Raw genomic sequence first — 21,962 nt, 5'->3', positions numbered from 1 at the left:
TTGACATTAGGAACGGTATGCTGGACTCACCAAGACGGGAAAGACAAGAGGTAAAATTTATGACAATGAACATTACCAGTAAACAAATGGAAATTACTCCGGCAATCCGCCAGCACGTCGCAGACCGTCTCGCCAAACTGGATAAATGGCAAACACACTTGATTAACCCGCATATCATTCTCTCTAAGGAGCCACAGGGTTTCATCGCTGACGCAACTATCAATACTCCAAACGGCCATCTGGTCGCCAGCGCGAAACATGAGGATATGTACACCGCCATCAACGATTTGATTAACAAGCTGGAACGGCAGCTCAATAAAGTGCAACACAAAGGTGAAGCCCGTCGCGCCACAACATCGGTGAAAGACGCCAGCTTCGCAGAAGAAGTTGAAGATGAGTAATCCCTTACATTGAGTCTATCGCCAACGCGCCTTCGGGCGCGTTTTTTATTGACAGGGTGAAAACAGTACGGGTACTTTAAGTCTGTCTTCTGAAGGAATCATCCATGACCGTTAAGCCGTTTTTCTTCGCATTCTTTTTTACCTTCCCCTGATTGGGAGGCGTTTCGTCGTGTGATAAAGAATGCGAAGACGAACAATAAGGCCTCCCACACCGGGGGGCCTTTTTTATTGATAACGATAAATGACAAAGGCAACGCTATGACACCGGAAAACCCGTTACTGGATCTGCGAGATAAGATCAGCGCTCTGGATGAAAAATTGCTTTCACTGTTGGCCGAACGCCGTGCGCTGGCCGTTGAGGTCGGAAAAGCAAAGCTGGCATCACACCGTCCGGTACGCGATATTGATCGGGAGCGCGACCTGTTGGAACGCCTGATTAACCTTGGCAAAACGCACCATCTGGATGCGCACTACATCACCCGCCTGTTCCAGCTGATTATCGAAGATTCCGTCCTCACCCAGCAGGCATTACTGCAACAGCATCTGAACAAGACCAACCCGCACTCGGCGCGTATTGCCTTCCTGGGACCAAAAGGTTCCTATTCCCACCTCGCTGCACGTCAGTATGCTGCCCGTCACTTCGAAGAGTTTATTGAAAGCGGCTGCGCGAAGTTCGCCGATATTTTCAATCAGGTAGAAACAGGCCAGGCGGATTATGCTGTCGTGCCGATTGAGAACACCAGTTCCGGTGCCATCAATGACGTTTACGATCTGCTCCAGCACACCACCCTGTCGCTGGTTGGCGAGATGACGATCCCGATTGACCACTGCGTACTGGTTTCCGGAACGACTGACCTCGACAAGATCGAGACGGTCTACAGCCACCCACAACCTTTCCAGCAGTGCAGCCAGTTCCTGAACCGCTATCCGGGCTGGAAAATTGAATATACCGAAAGCACGTCAGCCGCGATGGAGAAAGTCGCACAGGCCAACTCCCCCACCGTTGCCGCGCTCGGCAGTGAAGCGGGCGGTGCGCTGTATGGCTTACAGGTGCTGGAGCGCAACCTGGCCAACCAGACGCAAAACATCACCCGTTTCATCGTGCTGGCGCGTAAGGCAATCAACGTCTCCGATCAGGTGCCGGCCAAAACCACCCTGCTGATGGCGACGGGCCAGCAGGCTGGTGCGCTGGTTGAGGCTCTGCTGGTACTGCGCAATCACAATCTGATTATGACTAAACTGGAATCGCGCCCGATTCACGGCAACCCGTGGGAAGAGATGTTCTATCTCGATATCCAGGCCAACCTGGAATCTGCATCCCTGCAGAAAGCCCTGCGTGAACTGGGTGAGATCACCCGGTCCATGAAGGTGCTGGGATGCTATCCGAGCGAAAACGTGGTCCCGGTCGATCCGGCTTAACGCGCAATAAATGGGCCTTTTTTTACCCCTGCCACGCTGACGGGCAGGGTGAAAATGGCGCCGGACAGAGGATATGCCGCCACCTCCTGCGCGTCCATGTTCTCACGGGTGGTGGTGATAAACAGCGTCTGCATATCATCGCCACCGAAACAGACCATCGTCGGGCAGCGCACCGGCAACCGGTACTCTTCCAGCTGCTCACCCTGCGGTGAAAAACGGGCGATCCGCCAGCCGTCAAACAGCGCGCTCCAGTAACAGCCCTCCACATCCACCGCCGCGCCGTCCGGGTTCCCCTCCCCCGGCTGGAACCGGCGAAAGACTTCCCGTTTACCCGGTTCACCCTGCTCATCCAGCGGCGTACGGTAGATCACCGCATTGGGCGTGTCTGAGGTGTACATCCAGCGCCGGTCATCGCTAAAGGCCAGCCCGTTATGACCGTGGATATCACACTGGATCACCTCCGGCGTCAGGTCGTTATCGATACGCATCAGCAAGGCGCCGTTGTAGTCGCCTGGTGCCCAGAAGGTACCCGCGTAGAAGCGGCCGAAATGATCGGTTCCCCCGTCATTAAAGCGTGCCAGCTGCGGGTTCGACGGGTTATCACAAACTTTTCGTTGTAGCAGCCCATGCTTATCCGCCAGCCAGATGCCCGTGCGCATGGCGACAATAAAGCCCCCATCCTGACGCAGCGCGAAGCACCCCACCTCTTCATGGAAGGATAAAACGCTGTGTTCACCCGTCGGCAGATGGTAGCGGTGGATCTCGCCTTCCAGAATATCCGCCCAGTAGAGCGCGCTTTCTGCTGCGCTCCAGGTGGGACACTCCGGTAAGTGCCCCGTATAGTCAAACAAAACGCGTGGTTCAGCCATGACAGTCCCCCAAAATAAAAAAAGCCAGCGGTGCTGGCTTTCAGTATATACATCATCAGATTACTGGCGACTGTCATTCGCCTGTCTGAGCAAGATGCGGCTCTCGCTCTGGAAACGCTGGGCGTAATCGCCAAACCAGTGCTCGACCTTGCGGAAGCTGTCGATAAAGGCCTGCTTATTGCCCTGCTCCAGCAGCGTAATCGCCTCACCAAAACGCTGGTAGTAACGCTTGATCAGCGCCAGGTTATTGCCCGAGGACATAATGATATCCGCATAGAGCTGCGGATCCTGGGCAAACAGCCGTCCGACCATCGCCAGTTCAAGGCGATAGATAGGAGACGACAGCGACAGCAGCTGCTCAAGCTGAACGTTCTCTTCCGCCAGATGCAGGCCATACGCGAAGGTTGCGAAGTGGCGCAACGCCTGGATAAAGGCCATGTTCTGGTCATGCTCGACGGCACTGATACGATGCAGCCGCGCGCCCCATACCTGAATCTGCTCCAGGAACCACTGGTACGCTTCTGGCTGTCGGCCATCACAATAGACGACTACCTGCTTTGCCAGGCTGCCGCTGTCCGGGCCGAACATCGGGTGCAGCCCCAGCACCGGGCCACGGTGCGCGGCAAGCATCGCCTGCAATGGACCATTTTTTACCGAAGCCAGATCGACCAGAATACAGTCATCCGGCAGCGGTGGCAGTTGGGCAATAATCTCTTCGGTGATGTGGATCGGTACGCTGACAATGACCATGCCCGCATCGGCCACCATCGCCTGCGCCCGGGCCCAGTCCTCTTTTTCAAGGATACGTACCTGGTAGCCAGAAAGCGTGAGCATCTTTTCGAACAGATGCCCCATCTGCCCGCCACCACCGACAATGACCACCGGGCGCAGCGTCGGACAAAGGGTTTTAAACCCTTTGTCGTTTTCGCTGGAGTAAGACTCCCGCATCACCCGGCGCAGTACATCTTCAATCAGATCCGGCGAGACGCCCAGCGCCTGCGCCTCTTTGCGCCGGGAGGCCAGCATGGAGGCTTCGCGCTCCGGCACGTAAATCGGCAAGCCATATTTACTTTTGACTTCACCTACCTCGGCGACCAGCGCCATGCGGCGCGCCAGCAAATCCAGCAGCGCCTTATCTACCTCATCAATTTGATCGCGCAGGGCGGTCAATTCAGCAACCATAACAAACCTCTTAAGCCAGACGCGTCGCCAGCTGGCCGTTCAAATCTTTGTGGATCTCACGCAGCAGCGCATCGGTGGTTTCCCAGCTGATGCAGGCATCCGTAACAGATACCCCGTATTTCATGGTGCTGCGCGGCTGCTCAGATGACTGATTGCCTTCATGGATGTGGCTTTCAATCATCAGGCCAATAATCGAACGGTTGCCATCTTTGATCTGCGCGACGACGGATTCCGCCACCGCAGGCTGACGACGGTAATCTTTGTTGGAATTACCATGACTGCAATCTACCATCAGCGCCGGGCGCAGTCCTGCCTGTTCCATCTCTTTTTCACACTGCGCCACATCTGCCGGGCTGTAGTTAGGCGCTTTGCCGCCGCGCAGGATGACGTGTCCGTCCGGGTTGCCCTGGGTCTGCAACAGGCAAACCTGGCCTGCCTGGTTGATGCCGACAAAACGGTGCGGCATGGCAGCGGCACGCATGGCGTTGATGGCTGTCGCCAGGCTGCCGTCGGTACCATTTTTGAAACCGACCGGCATGGAGAGGCCAGAGGCCATTTCACGGTGCGTCTGAGACTCGGTCGTACGCGCCCCGATTGCCGACCAGCTAAAGAGATCGCCCAGGTATTGCGGGCTGTTCGGATCCAGCGCTTCTGTCGCCAGCGGCAGCCCCATGTTTACCAGCTCCACCAGAAGATTACGCGCAATCTTCAGACCGGCTTCCACATCAAACGAGCCATCCATGTGCGGATCGTTAATCAACCCTTTCCAGCCGACGGTGGTACGAGGTTTTTCAAAATAGACGCGCATGACCAGGTAGAGGCTATCGCTGACCTCCTCGGCCAGGGCTTTAAAACGATGGGCATATTCGATGGCAGCTTCAGGATCATGAATAGAGCACGGACCACATACCACCAGCAGACGCGGATCGCGCCCGGCGATGATGTCGGAAATGGTCTTGCGGGAGTGCGCGATTTGCGCCTCCTGCTCAACGCTCAGCGGGAATTCCGCTTTCAGTTGATCCGGAGTAATCAAAACATGTTCATCAGTAATATGTACGTTATTCAGCGCGTCTTTTTGCATGATTGCGGTCCTGGAAGCTCGTTTGCGATAGTTGTTTCCTCACTGAGGAAGCCCAACGATATCACATCAAGTAAAGATTTCAATCCAAAATACGTAAATAATAGTTTACAACACCCCTTTTAAAGCAAAAAACATCTGATTAAGGTGTAACGTAAAAATTACAGAATAGATTCTTAACGCCAGGCTATGCTCAATGGAAAAAGGAGAATGCCTTATGCGCCTGACCGTGATCCCACTTTTGGGTCTGCTATTAACCGCTTGTCAGATTGATCCTTACACCCATCAGCCTCACTGGACCGGCACCGACTGGTATGATGCGGGGAAAGAAGACGCGATGGACGGCGTGGCCGTAAAATCCCGTGAAACGCTTGCCGCTAATTTTAATGACCCTAAGGTGGACCGCCCGGCCTATCTCAAAGGATATAAAGAGGGACAAAAGAAAATATGCCAGGAAAATTTTGTTTACGCCTGGGGATTAGCCGGTCGAATATTCCCCGCCAGCTGTGATACCGCTGAAAACGCCACTCAGCTCCGCACCGCCTGGCAGCAGGGTATGGATGAAGGTACAAAAGCCAGCCGTTTGAATTAATAACCTCGATAGTTTCTTTTTAAATTAAGGAGCCAGGATTTTACTTAAGTCCCTTAATATCAGCGCGACGTAATGACGATCCGGGTAAAAAATGGTATTATTGCGGCAAAACTAAAGGGCTAATATTTCCAGAGTGGTATGGCGGATTCTGGTGGGTAACTATTTTCTCATATCCGGATGTCGGGTAGCGCTGCTGCTGATGCTGTTAATATCCTGCGGACACGCCATTGGCGGATCATTATCCAGAACGGATAAATCGGTACGTTCAATTGTCTCCGGGATCGTCAGTTATACCCGCTGGCCCACCCTCTCTGGCCAGCCAACCCTGTGCATTTTCGCCTCTTCCCGCTACGTTGAGGCGCTCAGTACCGATGGCCCGGACACGCTGCCCTATATCCCCGTCATTATCCATAGCGATCAAGAGGCATTGAGTACAGGATGCCATGCGCTCTATTTTGGCAGTGAGCCTCCCCACGCCCAACTTGAATTAAGCACAGCATTTAATGCCAGACCGTTACTCCTCATTGCGGAGCAAAATTCGCAGTGTCTTACAGGCAGCGCTTTTTGCCTGATAATAGACGATAGACAGGTCAGATTTTCCGTCAATATGAATGTGCTGTCGCGCAGCGGAGTCCGGGTTAGTCCTGATGTGTTAATGCTTGCATGGAATACAAAGCATGAATAAGGAATTTACATCAGCGCCGCGTCCAACGTTCAAAAGAACCCTCAGGCGCATCAGTATAATTAGTGTTCTCATTACCATGACGCTGGTCTGGTTATTATTGTCTATTGCTTCGGTATTCACACTGAAACAGTACGCGCAACGAAATCTTGAATTAACCAGCGCCACGGTAAGTCGCAGCCTGGAGGCGACGCTGGTCTTTAATGATACCGCCGCCGCTCACGAAGCGCTGGCCACACTCGGCAAACAGGGGCAATTCTCGTCAGCAATATTGCTGGACCGCCACGATAACCCTTTTGCGGCGTGGTCAATGGAGCCAGACGTGCAGGCGGATCCCCTGAGTCAACTGGTCAGCCAGTGGTTATTCCCCCAGCCCATCAGACAGCGCGTCTGGCACAACAACCTGCCGATTGGTGAGTTACGCCTTACCGCACGTGACAGCCTGATTAGTCACTTTCTCTGGACGTCTCTGGCCGTGTTAACCGGCTGCATCCTGTTTGCCTCCCTTGTGGCGTTAGCGATCACCCGCACCCTGCACAATGGCGTGGTCACCGCCCTGCAAAACATTACCGAGGTAGTGCATGATGTCCGTACGAACCGGAATTTCTCCCGCCGGGTGCCAGAGGAACGTATTGATGAATTTCATCGTTTCGGTCAGGATTTCAATAGCCTGCTGGATGAAATGGAGGAGTGGCAGCGCAAGTTACAGGCGAAAAATGCCCAGCTGCTGCGCACTGCCATGCACGACCCGCTCACCGGGCTGGCGAATCGGGCCGCTTTTCGTACCCGCATCTCGGCCCTGATGAGTGACCCCTCCTCGCGGGCTAACACCGCCCTGCTCTTCCTGGATTGCGATGACTTCAAGCTGATTAACGATACCTGGGGGCACGCCGCGGGCGACGATGTGCTGATTGAAGTGGCCCGCCGCATGGTCGAATTCAGCGGCGGGCGTCATCAGCCCTATCGTCTGGGCGGGGATGAATTTGCCATCATTCTGTATGGCGTCCACTCGGAGTACGAGGTTCTGCGCCTTTGCGCTGCACTGACGCAGCAGTTCAGCCCGTCATATGACCTACAAAACGGACTCAGCACCAGAATGTCGCTCAGCATTGGCTTCGCGCTGAGCTGGCAACACCATTCCGTTGAAGCGTTGCTCGATCAAGCCGACCGGAATATGTATCTGGTGAAGCATCAGCGTCCTAGAAATTCTGCGTAGAAGACAACGCCGCTGATGCCGCGCGCCAGCGCAGCCAGTCAATGACGACGAACAGCGCCAGGCTGCATCCCATTACTGGCATCGCCAGCCCCAGTAAAAAGGCGATAGCGAAAGAGAGTACGCGGCCCCACAGCGGCAACGCCAGCCAGCTCTGACACAGCGTCTGCGCCGGATTGGTTGCCGTCTGGCGGGGTCTTCGCATCCACCACATCCGGTATCCCCAGACAATCATCACACACAGCGCGAGGCCAAAAGCGATCAGCACCAGCTGGTTTGGCAGGCCAAACAGCACCCCCATATGGAAATCCACACCCCAGCGGGTCAGTTTGGCCATCAGCGGGAAATCCGCAAAGCGGGTCCGATCGATCACTGTCAGGGTCGCCGGGTCAACAGCCACCGCATCCACCTGCGTCGGCCAGCCGCGATCGATCTCCGTTACCGTCCACGCCGTGGTAGCGCTCTTCGCCGGGCGGATCTCCAGCTTCGTGGCATCAATACCTGCTGCCTTAGCCGCTTTCATTACGCCGTCATACAATGCCAGGTCGGGCTTCATCTGCGGCATGGGCATCGACATGTGGTGGCCATGATGATCGGCATGCGGATCGGCGATCTCCGCCGGACCGTGCAGCTGCGTATTCACCTGCGGCGTGAGCCAGTTCAGCTGCGCACGCAGTTTATCCACGTTGCCGCCCGCCCACTGGGACCAGGTCAGGCCGGTAGCCGAGAACAACAGCATCCCCAGCAGCAGACACCAGCCGAGGGAGACGTGCAGCCGACGGTGGTTCTGGAAGCGGTTATTGATGCGACGTTTTGGCCGGGTATAGAACCACAGCGCGATCCCTCCCAGCGCAGCGATCCACATCCATGACGCGGCCAGCTCGCTGTAAATACGCCCCACATCGCCCAGCAGTAAGGATCGATGCAGATAATCAATCTTCTGGCGTAACGGCAGGATGCCGCTGGTGCCATAGACGGTCATATCGCCGCGCACCGCCAGGCTGACCGGGTCGATAAAGATGGCCCGGTTCTCCGAGGCGTTCAGCGCCGGGTCAGCATACATCACCCGGGTGGTCTCACCTGCGGCCAGGCCCGGACGTACCGCATGCAGAGGTAGCTCTCCGCCGGTGACCTTTTCTGCGACCGCGATCTGTTCAGCAAGGGGACGCGCTTCTCCCTCGGTCTCGCTGAACAGGGCATGATGATAAAGCGCATTTTCCAGCTGCGGCGTAGCGACATAGAGCGTACCCGAGAGCGCAGCGATAAAGATAAACGGCCCGACAAACAGACCAATATAGAAGTGAAGACGACGCAGCAGGTTGCCCCAGGCTGCGCGCGATGTGCAGGTAGTCATGCTTCCCCTTTTTCAGGCAATAGATTATCGGTACACCGGGGTGTACGTTTTTTTACATGGAATAAGCAGACAGGTGCGGCGGTGCGCGGGTATCGGGGCAGAGCCAGGGGAAGAAGTGCCAGTGGCGAACAGAGGGGCGCGGCGGCGTCAGGCGCTGCCTGAGTAATACCGCGCACAGCAGCATCACCAGCGCCAGAATCACACCCGGCACGTGGGCCAGCAGCACGCAGTAACCGCAGGCTTCGGCATGGTCGACAGGCATGCTTTCAGGCGGGGCATGGTGCTCCGCCATCATGCTCATGTCATGGTGCATGCCGGGCATCGCGCTCATGGGATCTTTTTGCAACGAGACAGAAACCAGCGGCGCAAAGACGATCATCAGGATCGCAAATAACGCGAGACCTGCCGCGATACGTTGCCATTTTGTCTGATGCTGTTGAGTCGTCACTTACCCTCCGTTAGAGCAGGGGCATTGTAAACGATTTATGTCGAAGAAGTTAATGCGCAGGGCACAGAGAGATAAAAAAAGGGCCGGCCATTCGGCCAGCCCTTTTTACAGGATGTCGCTTAAGCGAATCTTAGTTCAGACGCTCTTTAATACGAGCAGACTTACCAGTACGCTCACGCAGGTAGTACAGTTTAGCTTTACGTACAGCACCACGACGTTTAACAGCAATGCTGTCAACTACCGGAGAGTGAGTCTGGAAGACACGCTCAACGCCTTCGCCGTTGGAAATTTTACGAACAGTGAATGCAGAGTGCAGACCGCGGTTACGGATAGCGATAACCACGCCCTCAAATGCCTGCAGACGTTTTTTGGAACCTTCAACAACCCATACTTTCACTTCCACGGTATCACCCGGACGGAAGGAAGGTACGTCCTGCTTCATCTGCTCTTGTTCAAGTTGCTTAATAATGTTGCTCATAATTTAATCTCTTATCCTGGGTAAACTGATATTTGGGGGCCTCAGGCCATCCCATCATGTTTCTGCTGCTGGTGCGCATGTTCAGTTTTGAACTCGCCCAGCAACTTTGCTTGCTCTTCAGTCAGAGCCAGGTTTTCCAGAAGTTCAGGTCTTCTAAGCCAGGTACGGCCCAGCGACTGCTTCAGGCGCCAGCGACGAATCTCGGCATGGTTTCCCGACAGTAATACTGGCGGTACCTCCATCCCTTCTAACACTTCAGGACGGGTATAGTGTGGACAGTCCAGCAATCCATCAGCAAAAGAGTCTTCTGTTGCTGAAGCTTCATGGCCCAGAACCCCCGGAATAAACCGGGAAACCGAGTCAATCAGCGTCATTGCCGGTAACTCACCACCGCTGAGAACGTAATCGCCGATAGACCATTCTTCGTCAATCTCGGTTTGAATTACGCGCTCATCTATCCCTTCGTAGCGACCACACACCAGAATCAGTTTCTGATTCGTTGCCAGTTCGCTGACGCCCGCTTGATCAAGCTTGCGTCCCTGAGGTGACAGATAAATCACCTTTGCGCCTTCACCTGCCGCGGCTTTTGCTGCTGCGATGGCATCCCGCAAGGGTTGAACCATCATGAGCATCCCCGGTCCGCCGCCGTAAGGACGATCGTCCACGGTACGGTGCCGGTCATGCGTGAAGTCACGTGGACTCCAGCTCTCGATGCTCAGCAGGCCATTTTTTACTGCCCGGCCAGTTACCCCGTAATCAGTAATCGCGCGGAACATTTCAGGAAACAGGCTAATAATGCCAATCCACATAGCGCCGTCTTTTACCGTTTTCAGGAGAATTTAAAAACCAGGATCCCAATCTACTTCGATAGTACGAGTAGCGAGATCGACTTTCTTGATAACCTGCCCATCGAGGAACGGAACCAGCCGCTCCTTGATACCAAACGCATCTTTCAGGTTTGCCTTAATGACGAGAACGTCATTGGATCCGGTTTCCATCATATCGATGACTTTCCCCAGACCGTAACCTTCAGTCGTGACTACCTGGCAACCCATAAGGTCTTTCCAGTAGTAGTCACCCTCTTCCAGCTGTGGCAACTGCGACGAATCGACGACAATTTCACAATTAGTCAGCGCATTCGCGGCATCACGATCGTCAACGCCTTTCAGCTTGATGATGATGTCCTGATTGTGGTGACGCCAGCTTTCCAGCTCGACCTCTTCCCACTTACCGGCCTTCTGGATAAACCAGGGCTGATAGTCAAAAATGCTTTCGGCGTCTTCGGTGGAGGAAAACACTCTGAGCCAACCACGGATACCGTAGCAAGAACCCATTTTGCCCAATACAATCGGTTCAACAGGTGCTTTTTTGCTCATCATGACCACCGTGACAGATTAAGCTGCTTTGTTTGCTGCTTTGATCAGCGTAGCAACGCGATCGGAAACAGTAGCGCCCTGGCCAACCCAGTGAGCGATACGATCCAGATCCAGACGGGTTTCTTCTTCTGCGCCAGCGGCCAGTGGGTTGAAGAAACCAACGCGCTCGATGAAGCGACCGTTGCGTGCATTACGGCTGTCGGTGACAACAACCTGGTAGAACGGACGCTTTTTCGCGCCGTGACGTGCTAAACGAATAGTTACCATAACATCCTCTTGTGTGAATAAAACACCGGGCCCCATCGAGGGAAGGAGCCCGGTGTCATATTAAAAGCCCGAAAATTTTACTGATTTCTGGGGAAAATGCAATCAACAGTTGCTAATCCGCCGTAAAAGGCCGTCGGCGGTGCAGTCAGTTCGGTGCCGGCGTGCGCACAGCCACCGAGGCGTACACGTAGTACGTGAGGATGGCGAGCACACCCCGGTGCCGAAATGGCAAACAAGCCAGGCCTTTTAGCGGCCAGGAAAACCGGGTGGCATCATCCCTTTCATCCCGCGCATCATCTTAGCCATGCCGCCCTTCTTCATCTTCTTCATCATGCGCTGCATGTCGTCGAACTGCTTCAGAAGACGGTTCACGTCCTGGACCTGCATCCCACAACCCGCCGCGATACGGCGTTTACGGGAGCCTTTGATGATTTCCGGCTTCGCGCGCTCTTTCAGCGTCATGGAGTTGATAATCGCCTCCATACGCACCAGGACCTTGTCGTCCATCTGCGCTTTTACGTTATCCGGAATTTGCCCCATGCCCGGCAGCTTGCCCATCAGGCTCGCCATGCCGCCCATGTTCTTCATCTGGCGCAGCTGCTCCAGGAAGTCGGTCAGATCGAAGCCGTCGCCTTTTTTCAGTTTGGAGGCCAGCTTCTCGGCCTGGGCACGGTCAACCTTGCTCTCGATATCTTCGATCAGCGACAGCACGTCGCCCATGCCGAGGATACGGGAGGCAATACGGTCCGGGTGGAACGGCTCCAGCGCTTCGGTCTTTTCGCCGACGCCGAGGAATTTGATTGGCTTGCCGGTGATATGACGAATAGAGAGCGCCGCACCGCCGCGGGCGTCGCCGTCCACTTTGGTCAGCACCACGCCGGTTAACGGCAGCGCTTCGTTGAAGGCTTTTGCGGTATTGGCCGCATCCTGACCGGTCATGGCGTCAACGACAAACAGGGTTTCTACCGGATTGATCGCGGCATGCACCTGTTTGATTTCGTCCATCATCGCTTCGTCAACGTGAAGACGACCGGCGGTATCCACCAGCAGCACGTCAAAGAACTTCAGCTTCGCCTCTTTCAGCGCCGCGTTAACGATATCGATCGGTTTCTGTCCGACATCGGACGGGAAGAACTCCACGCCAACCTGTTCGGCCAGGGTTTCCAGCTGTTTGATCGCCGCCGGGCGATAAACGTCGGCAGAGACGACCAGCACTTTCTTCTTGTGCTTCTCGCGCAGGAACTTACCCAGCTTACCAACGCTGGTGGTTTTACCCGCCCCCTGCAGACCTGCCATCAGCACCACTGCTGGCGGTTGCGCCGCCAGGTTCAGGCTCTGGTTCTCTTCGCCCATCGCCGCAACCAGTTCGTTACGCACGATTTTGACGAACTCCTGACCCGGGGTCAGGCTCTTATTCACTTCATGACCAACCGCTTTTTCTTTTACACGGTTGATGAAATCACGGACGACAGGCAGCGCGACGTCTGCTTCGAGCAGCGCCATACGCACTTCGCGCAGCGTCTCTTTAATATTGTCTTCGGTAAGGCGTCCACGGCCGCTGATGTTGCGCAGCGTGCGCGACAAACGATCGGTTAAATTATCAAACATTGTCTCTCGCCTGGGGTAGAAACGTTAGGTCGCTGGCGCGACACGTACACAGAATTTTGCCGGAGTATAACATGAAGCCGCCTTTGTTGTTATGCAACGGTTGGAGCACGCCTCACGTAACGTTATACTGCATCTCTTTCTTATCAGGACAACTGTCGACACCTATATGCCTGTTTTCGCTTTGATCGCCCTCGTCGCATACTCTGTCAGCCTTGCGCTGATCATTCCTGGCCTGTTACAAAAAAACAGCGGCTGGCGGCGAATGGCTATTTTGTCGGCGGTCATCGCGTTGATAAGCCACGCTTTTGCGCTCGAAGCGCGCATTTTGCCGGGCGACGGTAGCGGGCAGAACCTGAGCCTGCTTAACGTCGGCTCGCTGGTCAGCCTGATGATCTGTACGGTGATGACTATCGTGGCGTCGAAAAACCGCGGCTGGCTGCTGCTGCCCATTGTCTACGCCTTTGCGCTGATCAACCTGGCCTTTGCCACCTTCATGCCGAACGAGTTTATTACTCACCTTGAGACCACCCCGGGCATGATGGTGCATATTGGCCTGTCGCTGTTCTCTTATGCCACGCTGATTATTGCCGCGCTATACGCGCTGCAGCTGGCCTGGATTGACTACCAGCTCAAAAATAAAAAGCTGGTCTTCAGCAACGAGATGCCGCCGCTGATGACCATTGAGCGTAAGATGTTCCACATCACTCAGGTTGGCGTAGTATTGCTGACGCTCACCCTGAGCACTGGCCTGTTTTATATGCACAATCTCTTCAGCATGGAGAATATCGACAAGGCCGTGCTCTCCATCATCGCGTGGTTTGTCTATATTGTCCTGTTATGGGGCCATTATCATGAAGGCTGGCGCGGTCGCCGCGTGGTCTGGTTCAACGTGGCGGGTGCAGGCCTCCTGACCCTTGCCTATTTTGGTAGCCGCGTCATCCAGCAATTTGCCAGCTAAGTAACAAAGGAGTTCCCCCTGGAACACATCTCCACTACCACGCTGATCGTTACCCTGATCGTCATGGTGGTTATCTCCGCCTATTTCTCCGGCTCGGAGACCGGCATGATGACGCTCAACCGCTACCGGTTACGTCATCGCGCCAAACAGGGTAACCGTGCCGCTCGCCGTGTAGAAAAACTGCTGCGTAAGCCAGATCGCCTGATAAGCCTGGTGCTTATCGGCAATAACCTGGTCAACATTCTCGCCTCCGCACTGGGCACCATTGTCGGCATGCGTCTCTACGGCAACGCCGGGGTCGCTATCGCCACCGGGGTGCTGACCTTTGTGGTGCTGGTCTTTGCTGAAGTGTTACCGAAGACCATCGCAGCCCTCTATCCCGAGAAGGTCGCCTATCCCAGCAGCTTCCTGCTGGCGCCGTTACTAATTCTGATGATGCCGCTGGTCTGGCTGTTGAACGGCGTGACGCGCGTGCTGATGCGGATGGTGGGCATTAAAGCGGATGTGGCAATCAGCAGTGCGCTGAGCAAAGATGAATTGCGCACCATCGTGCATGAATCGCGCTCGCAAATTTCCCGCCGTAATCAGGATATGCTGCTGTCAGTGCTGGATCTGGAGAAGGTGAGCGTGGACGACATCATGGTGCCGCGCAATGAGATCGTCGGTATCGACATTAACGACGACTGGAAAGCGATTGTCCGCCAGCTGACCCACTCCCCGCACGGCCGCATCGTGCTGTACCGTGATTCGCTGGACGATACCATCAGCATGCTGCGCGTGCGTGAAGCATATCGTCTGATGACCGAGAAAAAAGAGTTCACCAAAGAGGTGATGCTGCGCGCGGCGGATGAGATTTACTACATCCCGGAAGGGACTCCCCTCAGCACCCAGCTGATTAAATTCCAGCGCAATAAAAAGAAAGTGGGTCTGGTGGTCGATGAGTATGGCGACATTCAGGGCCTGGTGACGGTAGAAGATATTCTGGAAGAGATTGTTGGCGACTTCACCACCTCCATGTCCCCTACCCTTGCCGAAGAGGTCACGCCGCAAAATGACGGATCGGTGCTGATTGACGGTAGCGCGAACGTCCGTGAACTCAATAAAGCCTTTAACTGGCAGATGCCGGAAGAGGAAGCCCGAACCATCAACGGTATGATTCTGGAAGCGCTGGAGGAGATCCCGGCAGCAGGCACGCGGGTGCGGATTGGTCAGTACGATATTGATATCCTGGACGTGCAGGACAATATGATTAAGCAGGTCAAAGTCGTGCCGGTTAAACCGCTGAGGGAGAGCGTCGCGGAGTAAGATGTTGTAGGCCGGGTGAGGCGACGCCACCACCCGGCACTACGGGAGGCGCATTACGCCTTTGCTTTCGCCACGGAGACCATCGCCGCGCGAATGGTACGACCGTTCAGGGTATAGCCTTTCTGCATCACCATCAGCACGTTGCCGGCAGCCACGTCCTCAGATTCCACCATCGCAATGGCCTGATGCACGTTCGGGTCCATCGGTACGTTGGTATCGGCAACCACTTCCACGCCGAACTTCTTCACCACGTCGAGCATGGATTTCAGCGTCAGCTCAATCCCTTCAACCATCGGTGCCATATCCGGGTTCGCTTTATCCGCTACTTCCAGCGCGCGATCCAGGCTGTCGATAACCGGCAGCAGTTCGTTGACAAATTTTTCCAGCGCAAATTTATGCGCTTTTTCAACGTCCAGCTCGGTACGGCGACGCAGGTTTTCCATTTCTGCTTTGATACGCAGGATGCCATCGCGCTCGCGGTTCTGGGCCTCAGCTAACTGCGCTTCCAGATTCGCAATTTTTTCATCGCGCGGATCCACCTGCTCAGCACCAGCCTCAGCCTCTACAGCCTCAACCTCTTCGTGCTGCTCCGTGATAATTTCTTCCGGGGCTTGCCCCTCAGGCGTTTTCTGTTCTTTACTACTCATGAATTTCTCCGCGTTTTTCTGCATTCAACTCGCTAACTTCGCTTATTATGGGGATCAGTTTCCGGGATTCAAGGGAACAAGCCACATTGTCATCATTCATTCGCACAAGGACCTTCAGAAAATGAGCAACCATTTCAAGTGTATTGGAATTGTCGGTCATCCACGTCACCCTACTGCGTTGACGACACATGAAATGCTCTATCGCTGGCTGTGCGCCAAAAATTATGACGTGATTGTGGAACAGCAAATTGCTCAGGAGCTGCAGTTAACAAACGTTAAAACCGGCACGCTGGCGGAAATCGGACAGCAGGCCGACCTGGCCGTGGTGGTCGGTGGCGACGGCAATATGCTGGGCGCCGCCCGTACCCTCGCCCGTTACGATATTAAAGTCATTGGCATCAACCGTGGCAACCTGGGCTTTTTGACCGACCTCGACCCGGATAATGCCCAGCAGCAGCTCGCCGACGTGCTGGAAGGCCACTACATCACTGAAAAACGCTTTTTACTGGAGGCGCAGGTCTGCCAGCAGGATTGCCAGAAGCGGATCAGTACCGCTATCAACGAAGTGGTGCTGCACCCAGGCAAAGTGGCGCATATGATTGAGTTTGAAGTCTATATCGACGAAATATTTGCCTTCTCGCAGCGCTCCGATGGGCTGATCATATCGACGCCGACCGGCTCGACAGCCTACTCGCTCTCGGCGGGCGGCCCGATCCTGACGCCTTCGCTGGATGCCATCACCCTGGTACCGATGTTCCCGCATACCCTTTCAGCCCGCCCGCTGGTGATTAACAGCAGCAGCACCATCCGTCTGCGCTTTTCCCACCGCCGCAACGACCTGGAGATCAGCTGCGACAGCCAAATCGCACTGCCTATTCAGGAAGGTGAAGATGTGCTGATCCGCCGCTGCGATTATCACCTGAATCTTATTCACCCTAAAGATTACAGCTATTTCAACACATTAAGCTCCAAGCTCGGCTGGTCGAAAAAATTGTTCTGAAATAGCATCCAGCACTTTACTGTATAAAAAACCAGATTATACTGTACACAAACACAGTTATGGTTTTTCATACAGGAAAACGTTTATGCTGGCACAACTGACCATCAGCAACTTCGCCATCGTTCGTGAGCTCGAAATTGATTTCAACAGCGGTATGACGGCTATCACCGGGGAGACCGGGGCCGGTAAATCTATTGCGATTGACGCGCTGGGGCTCTGCCTTGGCGGTCGTGCTGATGGCAGCATGGTGCGCGCCGGTGCCAGCCGCGCCGATCTGTGCGCTCGTTTTTCCCTCAAGGACACTCCCGCCGCACTGCGCTGGCTTGAAGAAAACCAGCTTGAAGATGGACGTGAGTGCTTACTTCGCCGTGTTCTCAACAGTGATGGCCGCTCCCGTGGCTTTATCAACGGTACCGCGGTGCCGCTCTCCCAGCTGCGCGAGCTCGGCCAGCTGTTAATCCAGATCCACGGCCAGCATGCCCATCAGCAGCTTATCAAACCTGAACAGCAGAAATCGCTGCTCGACGGCTACGCCGGTGAGTCTGCGCTGATGCAGTTGATGGCGGCGCACTATCGTCAGTGGCATCAAAGCTGCCGCGAACTGGCGCTGCACCAACAGCAGAGCCAGGAACGCGCGGCCCGTGCCGAACTGCTGGCCTATCAGCTGAAAGAGTTAAACGAATTCAGCCCACAGGCGGGTGAGTTTGAGCAGATTGACGAAGAGTACAAGCGCCTGGCCAACAGCGGCCAGCTGCTCTCCACCAGCCAGCAGGCGCTGAATTTGCTGGCCGATGGCGAAGATGTGAACCTGCAAAGCCAGCTGTATGCCGTACGCCAGCTTGTGACCGAACTGGCCGGTATGGACAGCAAAGTTTCCGGTATGCTCGATATGCTGGAAGAGGCGGCGATTCAGATCTCCGAAGCCAGCGACGAGCTGCGCCACTACTGCGAGCGACTGGATCTGGATCCTAACCGCCTGTTCGAGCTGGAACAGCGTATTTCGCGTCAGATCTCCCTTGCGCGCAAGCACCACGTTTCACCTGAAGAGTTGCCCAATTTTCACCAGTCCCTGCTTGATGAGCAGAATCAGCTCGACGATCAGGCCGACTCGCTGGAGACCCTCTCTCTGGCCGTCAGCGTCCATCATAAGCAGGCTCTGGAAACGGCGACGCAGCTGCACAACGTGCGTCAGCGCTATGCTCAGGAGCTGAGCCAGCACATCACGGAGAGCATGCATCTCCTGTCGATGCCGCACGGCGTTTTCACCATCGATGTGAAGTTTGAAGACAATCACCTGACGGCCGAAGGCGCAGATCGCATTGAGTTCCGCGTGACCACTAACCCGGGCCAGCCGCTGCAGGCGATCTCCCGGGTCGCGTCCGGCGGTGAGCTGTCGCGTATCGCCCTGGCGATTCAGGTGATCACCGCGAAGAAAATGGAAACCCCGGCGCTGATCTTTGATGAAGTGGACGTTGGTATCAGCGGCCCGACCGCGGCGGTGGTCGGTAAACTGCTGCGTCAGCTTGGCGAGTCCACCCAGGTAATGTGTGTGACCCACCTGCCGCAGGTTGCCGGTTGCGGCCACCATCACTTCTTTGTCAGCAAAGAGACCGATGGCGAGATGACCGAAACGCACATGCAGCCGCTGGACAAGCGCGCCCGTCTGCAGGAGCTGGCCCGTCTGCTGGGCGGCAGCGAAGTCACCCGCAATACGCTGGCGAATGCGAAAGAACTGCTGGCTGCGTAAACTTTTTCGGTATCTCAGGGTCATACAGAACAATAAAAACGCCGACAGACCGGCCGCCAGAGGTTTTAATGTGGTGAAAGGTCTATTATCATCGGCATATTACATATGAGCCGTCGCGTATTGCCCGGGCCCGAAAAGGAATCAAATCACTATGCGCTGTAAAACGCTGACCGCTGCCGCAGCGGTTCTTCTGATGATGACCGCAGGCTGCTCCACGCTGGAAAAAGTGGTTTACCGCCCTGACATCAACCAGGGGAACTATCTCGCACCAAACGATGTGTCTAAAATTCGCGTCGGTATGACGCAACAGCAGGTCGCTTATGCCCTGGGCACACCGATGATGTCCGATCCATTCGGCACCAACACCTGGTTCTACGTCTTCCGCCAGCAACCGGGCCACGAAAACGTGTCGCAGCAGACCCTGACGCTAACTTTCAACAGCAGCGGCGTTCTGACCAATATCGACAACAAACCAGCACTCACCAACGAGTAAGGTTTCAGAAATGCAAAAGGTGCTCAATGAGCACCTTTTTTGTTTTCTCGCGCTGCCTGTAGCCCCGGTAAACGCAGCGCCACCGGGGAAACCCGCTTATTTAGCCGCTTTCTCCGCACGCTGACGACGCAGCTCTTTCGGATCGGCAATCAGCGGACGGTAAATCTCGACCCGATCGCCATCTTTCAGGATATCGGTTAGCTTCACCGGACGGCTGTAAATGCCGACTTTGTTTTTCGTCAGATCGATATCGCTTCGCAAGGTCAGCAGGCCAGAAGCATGGATCGCCTCTTCAACGGTCGCCCCCTCTTCCAGCGTAACGCGCTGCAGATACTGCTTTTCCGGCAACGCGTAAGCCACTTCCACCACGATCTCAGGCTGCACTGTAGACCTCTTTGGCGCGCACGGTGAATGCCTGAACCATATTGGCCGCCAGCTCTTTGAATATGCGGCCAAACGCCAGCTCAATCAGGGCGTTGGTAAATTCGAAGTCGAGATGGAATTCGATCCGGCAGGCATCGGCACTCAGCGGAACGAACTTCCATCCACCCATCAGTTTTTTGAAAGGACCGTCCACCAGATGCATCAGAATACTCTGGTTATTGGTCAGCGTGTTACGGGTAGTGAACGTTTTGCTGATCCCGGCCTTGGAGACATCCACTGCCGCCGTCATTTGCGTCGGGCCTGACTCCAGCACGCGGCTCCCGGTGCACCCCGGGATAAACTGCGGATATGACTGTACGTCATTCACTAACTGGTACATCTGTTCCACACTGTAAGGGACAAGCGCAGTACGACTAATCTGAGGCATAACATTTTTCCTGATCAAACAACCAACAAATAATAACATTTATCACCTGTTAAAAAAACGCTGAGCCTTATCTCATGCTAATATAGCGCGTTAGACCTCACAGGACGCAATGAGGTGACTTTTTGACATCAGATTACCTACGGCTTTACGACACTTATGACGAAGAAAAAAGCACATAAACCTGGCTCGGCAACCATTGCGCTCAACAAGCGTGCCCGCCACGAGTATTTCATCGAAGAAGAATTCGAAGCTGGCCTTGCGCTGCAGGGCTGGGAAGTTAAATCGCTGCGCGCGGGTAAAGCCAACATCGGTGACAGCTACGTGATCTTTAAGGATGGCGAAGCCTTTCTGTTTGGCGCGAACTTTCAGCCGCTGACGGTCGCCTCTTCTCACTACGTCTGCGATCCGACCCGCACCCGTAAGCTGCTGCTGAACAAACGTGAGCTGGATTCGCTCTTCGGGCGTATCAACCGCGAAGGTTACACCGTGCTCGCCCTGTCGCTGTACTGGAAGAACGCCTGGTGCAAAGTGAAAATCGGCGTGGCAAAAGGTAAGAAGCAGCACGACAAGCGTAACGATGTGAAAGATCGCGAGTGGCAGGTCGATAAAGCGCGCATCATGAAGCACGCAGGCCGTTAATTTCCGGATACTTATTGAGCGATTCAATAAGTTAGCGTTCCGGGGTGGCAACCGGTCTGCAAATTCTGGTATACTTGCTGTAACACTATTGGGGCTGATTCTGGATTCGACGGGATTTGCGAAACCCAAGGTGCATGCCGAGGGGCGGTTTGCCTCGTAAAAAGCCGCAAAAAAATAGTCGCAAACGACGAAAACTACGCTTTAGCAGCTTAATAACCTGCTAAGAGCCCTCTCTCCCTAGCTTCCGCTCTTAAGACGGGGATCAAAGAGAGGTCAAACCCAAAAGAGATCGCGTGGAGGCCCTGCCTGGGGTTGAAGCGTTAAAACTAATCAGGCTAGTTTGTCAGTGGCGTGTCCGTCCGCAGCTGGCCAGCGAATGTAAAGACTGACTAAGCATGTAGTACCGAGGATGTAGAAATTTCGGACGCGGGTTCAACTCCCGCCAGCTCCACCAATCATGATTGGACATTGATAGGACATCACTAGCAATAACAGGAAGTTAGCAGTCTCAGAAGGACACCGACCAGACGGTGAGGGGACAAAAAAGGATACGCAAAGGAGCCGCGGCTCCCGAGTGATAAGAAGCCCGCTGATGCGGGCTTTTTTATGGGCTCTATTTTTACACCGGCCTGTCATCCTCGTCTGTACTGTTGATGAAGAATGTAACCCGCCCCATAATCTCGACCTCCTCCGCAGCTTCGCCCTCGATCGCCTCGCCATCATCACAAATCAGCGCTCTGCCCATGACCCTGGCAAACTGCGTGCGGCCGCCCGACAAAATCAGCAGAACCTGATTCTGTACCAACCTGGTGCACGGCTCGATGACCGCAAAGCCAGAAGAGGTTTCGAGGATGCGGCTGTCCATGCCGATCCCGCAGATACGCTCCGGAGTTAACCGCTGCTCTACGTAGTCGCCTGCCGGTGAAGGGAATCCCATCAGAGAACCCTCCCCATGTTGCGGAGCATCCAGAGCCTGTTCTCGCTGTTGTCCGGCGTCTTGTCGACGAAGCACTCCTGGTATCGCTCTATCCAGTCGTTGGCATCGGCCTGGCTGAAATGCCAGTGTAACTTCGCCAGTTCTTCAATAAAGTCATCTGTGCGTAAACACTGGTAGCCATTAGGGTTTTGCTGTATTGCGGCCACAAATGCGGCGTGAATGTCGTGACGGCGGGGCATGATCTGCACTCCTTTTACTGTTTTTATATACAGTAGTTTTAAAGAGAGTGCAGATCAATGCGGCAGCGCCTATTGATAATTACTGCTGAATATCCAGCTATTCTGCCGAATTGACCAAGCGGGTATACCAGAACTTCCGGTATAAAATTGAGCTCTGTAAGGCCCAGAGGGCTGTAGCGGTGGCCGGAGCCCGCTTCGTGTCAGCAGGGGCTTAAACCA

General features: G+C 54.8%; 27 protein-coding genes, 1 other RNA gene and 1 other annotated feature. Of the genes, 13 read left to right on the top strand and 15 right to left on the bottom strand.

Annotation, left to right across the window (positions count from 1 at the left end):
- Nucleotides 1-59: 59 nt before the first annotated feature.
- From raiA to pheA, 3 genes are all read left to right on the top strand, one after another.
- On the top strand, nt 60-401 hold the full coding sequence (gene raiA / locus C3406_RS24800) for a ribosome-associated translation inhibitor RaiA (protein ID WP_032613238.1): 342 nt from the start codon (nt 60-62) through the stop codon (nt 399-401).
- A gap of 103 nt (nt 402-504) precedes the next feature.
- Nucleotides 505-630 (top strand) — a sequence feature (Phe leader region).
- On the top strand, nt 506-553 hold the full coding sequence (locus tag C3406_RS26340) for a hypothetical protein (RefSeq protein ID WP_193767862.1): 48 nt from the start codon (nt 506-508) through the stop codon (nt 551-553). (Overlaps the previous feature by 48 nt.)
- Nucleotides 631-659: 29 nt before the next feature.
- The gene (pheA, locus tag C3406_RS24795) at nt 660-1,820 is read left to right on the top strand and encodes a bifunctional chorismate mutase/prephenate dehydratase (RefSeq protein WP_103180776.1); all 1,161 of its coding nucleotides are present in this window, start codon (nt 660-662) and stop codon (nt 1,818-1,820) included.
- On the opposite strand, the gene C3406_RS24790 is transcribed toward pheA, so the two are convergent.
- Genes C3406_RS24790 through aroF form a run of 3 tightly spaced genes read right to left on the bottom strand, consistent with a single transcriptional unit; the run spans nt 1,817 to nt 4,952 of the window.
- A complete protein-coding gene (locus C3406_RS24790; RefSeq protein ID WP_103822525.1) occupies nt 1,817-2,689 on the bottom strand; it encodes an SMP-30/gluconolactonase/LRE family protein in 873 nt (290 codons plus the stop codon). The genes pheA and C3406_RS24790 overlap by 4 nt on opposite strands.
- 60 nt (nt 2,690-2,749) lie before the next feature.
- Nucleotides 2,750-3,871, bottom strand: coding sequence for a bifunctional chorismate mutase/prephenate dehydrogenase (tyrA, locus tag C3406_RS24785; RefSeq protein ID WP_103822526.1), 1,122 nt, complete (start codon nt 3,869-3,871; stop codon nt 2,750-2,752).
- Between the two features lie 10 nt (nt 3,872-3,881).
- On the bottom strand, nt 3,882-4,952 hold the full coding sequence (gene aroF, locus C3406_RS24780) for a 3-deoxy-7-phosphoheptulonate synthase AroF (protein ID WP_103180779.1): 1,071 nt from the start codon (nt 4,950-4,952) through the stop codon (nt 3,882-3,884).
- A 214-nt stretch (nt 4,953-5,166) separates the two neighbouring features.
- On the opposite strand from aroF, the gene C3406_RS24775 reads away from it, so the two are divergent.
- The 3 genes from C3406_RS24775 to dgcN all read left to right on the top strand — a co-directional run bounded on the left by C3406_RS24775 (nt 5,167) and on the right by dgcN (nt 7,439).
- Nucleotides 5,167-5,541: a DUF2799 domain-containing protein gene (locus C3406_RS24775; RefSeq protein ID WP_103822527.1), complete on the top strand. Its 375-nt coding sequence runs from the start codon at nt 5,167-5,169 to the stop codon at nt 5,539-5,541.
- A gap of 199 nt (nt 5,542-5,740) precedes the next feature.
- Nucleotides 5,741-6,226, top strand: a complete 486-nt coding sequence (gene yfiR, locus C3406_RS24770) for a regulatory sequestration protein YfiR (RefSeq protein ID WP_103822950.1) — start codon at nt 5,741-5,743, stop codon at nt 6,224-6,226.
- A complete protein-coding gene (gene dgcN / locus C3406_RS24765; protein WP_103822528.1) occupies nt 6,219-7,439 on the top strand; it encodes a diguanylate cyclase DgcN/YfiN in 1,221 nt (406 codons plus the stop codon). Before yfiR ends, dgcN begins: the two co-directional genes overlap by 8 nt.
- On the opposite strand, the gene C3406_RS24760 is transcribed toward dgcN, so the two are convergent.
- The 7 genes from C3406_RS24760 to ffh form a co-directional block, all read right to left on the bottom strand.
- A complete protein-coding gene (locus C3406_RS24760; protein ID WP_103822529.1) occupies nt 7,423-8,790 on the bottom strand; it encodes a PepSY-associated TM helix domain-containing protein in 1,368 nt (455 codons plus the stop codon). The genes dgcN and C3406_RS24760 overlap by 17 nt on opposite strands.
- 52 nt (nt 8,791-8,842) lie before the next feature.
- Nucleotides 8,843-9,238 (bottom strand): DUF2946 domain-containing protein, encoded by a 396-nt coding sequence (locus C3406_RS24755; RefSeq protein ID WP_255410157.1) that lies wholly within the window; start codon nt 9,236-9,238, stop codon nt 8,843-8,845.
- A 130-nt stretch (nt 9,239-9,368) separates the two neighbouring features.
- Entirely contained in the window at nt 9,369-9,716 is a 348-nt protein-coding gene (rplS, locus tag C3406_RS24750) for a 50S ribosomal protein L19 (protein ID WP_002914145.1), read from the bottom strand.
- Between the two features lie 41 nt (nt 9,717-9,757).
- On the bottom strand, nt 9,758-10,525 hold the full coding sequence (gene trmD / locus C3406_RS24745) for a tRNA (guanosine(37)-N1)-methyltransferase TrmD (RefSeq protein WP_103822530.1): 768 nt from the start codon (nt 10,523-10,525) through the stop codon (nt 9,758-9,760).
- Nucleotides 10,526-10,555: 30 nt separating this feature from the next.
- Nucleotides 10,556-11,095 carry a ribosome maturation factor RimM gene (rimM, locus tag C3406_RS24740; RefSeq protein ID WP_301564410.1) on the bottom strand — a complete coding sequence of 180 codons (540 nt, stop codon included), beginning with the start codon at nt 11,093-11,095 and terminating at the stop codon, nt 10,556-10,558.
- A gap of 15 nt (nt 11,096-11,110) precedes the next feature.
- On the bottom strand, nt 11,111-11,359 hold the full coding sequence (gene rpsP / locus C3406_RS24735; protein ID WP_003863133.1) for a 30S ribosomal protein S16: 249 nt from the start codon (nt 11,357-11,359) through the stop codon (nt 11,111-11,113).
- Between the two features lie 246 nt (nt 11,360-11,605).
- Complete coding sequence (gene ffh / locus C3406_RS24730; protein ID WP_103180786.1) at nt 11,606-12,967, bottom strand: signal recognition particle protein; 1,362 nt, start codon at nt 12,965-12,967, stop codon at nt 11,606-11,608.
- A 166-nt stretch (nt 12,968-13,133) separates the two neighbouring features.
- On the opposite strand from ffh, the gene C3406_RS24725 reads away from it, so the two are divergent.
- Both C3406_RS24725 and C3406_RS24720 read left to right on the top strand, forming a co-directional pair.
- On the top strand, nt 13,134-13,925 hold the full coding sequence (locus C3406_RS24725) for a cytochrome C assembly family protein (RefSeq protein ID WP_103822531.1): 792 nt from the start codon (nt 13,134-13,136) through the stop codon (nt 13,923-13,925).
- Nucleotides 13,926-13,943: 18 nt separating this feature from the next.
- Nucleotides 13,944-15,230, top strand: a complete 1,287-nt coding sequence (locus C3406_RS24720) for an HlyC/CorC family transporter (RefSeq protein WP_103822532.1) — start codon at nt 13,944-13,946, stop codon at nt 15,228-15,230.
- Nucleotides 15,231-15,283: 53 nt separating this feature from the next.
- On the opposite strand, the gene grpE is transcribed toward C3406_RS24720, so the two are convergent.
- Complete coding sequence (gene grpE, locus C3406_RS24715; RefSeq protein ID WP_139157085.1) at nt 15,284-15,877, bottom strand: nucleotide exchange factor GrpE; 594 nt, start codon at nt 15,875-15,877, stop codon at nt 15,284-15,286.
- Between the two features lie 121 nt (nt 15,878-15,998).
- Between grpE and nadK the strand changes: the two genes are divergently transcribed.
- The 3 genes from nadK (at nt 15,999) to bamE (ending at nt 19,117) form a co-directional block, all read left to right on the top strand.
- On the top strand, nt 15,999-16,877 hold the full coding sequence (gene nadK, locus C3406_RS24710; protein WP_103822534.1) for an NAD(+) kinase: 879 nt from the start codon (nt 15,999-16,001) through the stop codon (nt 16,875-16,877).
- An 85-nt stretch (nt 16,878-16,962) separates the two neighbouring features.
- On the top strand, nt 16,963-18,624 hold the full coding sequence (gene recN / locus C3406_RS24705; RefSeq protein WP_103822535.1) for a DNA repair protein RecN: 1,662 nt from the start codon (nt 16,963-16,965) through the stop codon (nt 18,622-18,624).
- Nucleotides 18,625-18,775: 151 nt separating this feature from the next.
- Nucleotides 18,776-19,117 carry an outer membrane protein assembly factor BamE gene (gene bamE, locus C3406_RS24700; RefSeq protein ID WP_103822536.1) on the top strand — a complete coding sequence of 114 codons (342 nt, stop codon included), beginning with the start codon at nt 18,776-18,778 and terminating at the stop codon, nt 19,115-19,117.
- A 96-nt stretch (nt 19,118-19,213) separates the two neighbouring features.
- Here the strand turns inward: bamE and C3406_RS24695 are convergent, their stop codons facing one another.
- Nucleotides 19,214-19,501, bottom strand: a complete 288-nt coding sequence (locus C3406_RS24695) for an RnfH family protein (protein WP_103822537.1) — start codon at nt 19,499-19,501, stop codon at nt 19,214-19,216.
- A complete protein-coding gene (locus C3406_RS24690) occupies nt 19,491-19,928 on the bottom strand; it encodes a type II toxin-antitoxin system RatA family toxin (protein WP_197080107.1) in 438 nt (145 codons plus the stop codon). Before C3406_RS24690 ends, C3406_RS24695 begins: the two co-directional genes overlap by 11 nt.
- 156 nt (nt 19,929-20,084) lie before the next feature.
- On the opposite strand from C3406_RS24690, the gene smpB reads away from it, so the two are divergent.
- A complete protein-coding gene (gene smpB / locus C3406_RS24685) occupies nt 20,085-20,567 on the top strand; it encodes an SsrA-binding protein SmpB (RefSeq protein WP_103180795.1) in 483 nt (160 codons plus the stop codon).
- Nucleotides 20,568-20,657: 90 nt separating this feature from the next.
- Nucleotides 20,658-21,021: a transfer-messenger RNA gene (gene ssrA, locus C3406_RS24680) on the top strand.
- A 165-nt stretch (nt 21,022-21,186) separates the two neighbouring features.
- Here ssrA and C3406_RS24675 read toward each other — a convergent pair.
- Together C3406_RS24675 and C3406_RS24670 are read right to left on the bottom strand one after the other, a co-directional pair.
- Nucleotides 21,187-21,504 carry a hypothetical protein gene (locus C3406_RS24675; protein ID WP_103826508.1) on the bottom strand — a complete coding sequence of 106 codons (318 nt, stop codon included), beginning with the start codon at nt 21,502-21,504 and terminating at the stop codon, nt 21,187-21,189.
- Complete coding sequence (locus C3406_RS24670) at nt 21,504-21,743, bottom strand: hypothetical protein (protein WP_103179233.1); 240 nt, start codon at nt 21,741-21,743, stop codon at nt 21,504-21,506. The genes C3406_RS24675 and C3406_RS24670 overlap by 1 nt, the downstream gene beginning before the upstream one ends.
- Between the last annotated feature and the right edge of the window lie 219 nt (nt 21,744-21,962).

It is taken from the genome of Leclercia sp. LSNIH8, assembly GCF_002920195.1.
In the GTDB taxonomy this organism is placed as follows: domain Bacteria; phylum Pseudomonadota; class Gammaproteobacteria; order Enterobacterales; family Enterobacteriaceae; genus Enterobacter.
The sequence above is the reverse complement of the archived record's forward strand: the minus strand, read 5'-3'. Positions and strand labels throughout refer to the sequence as shown.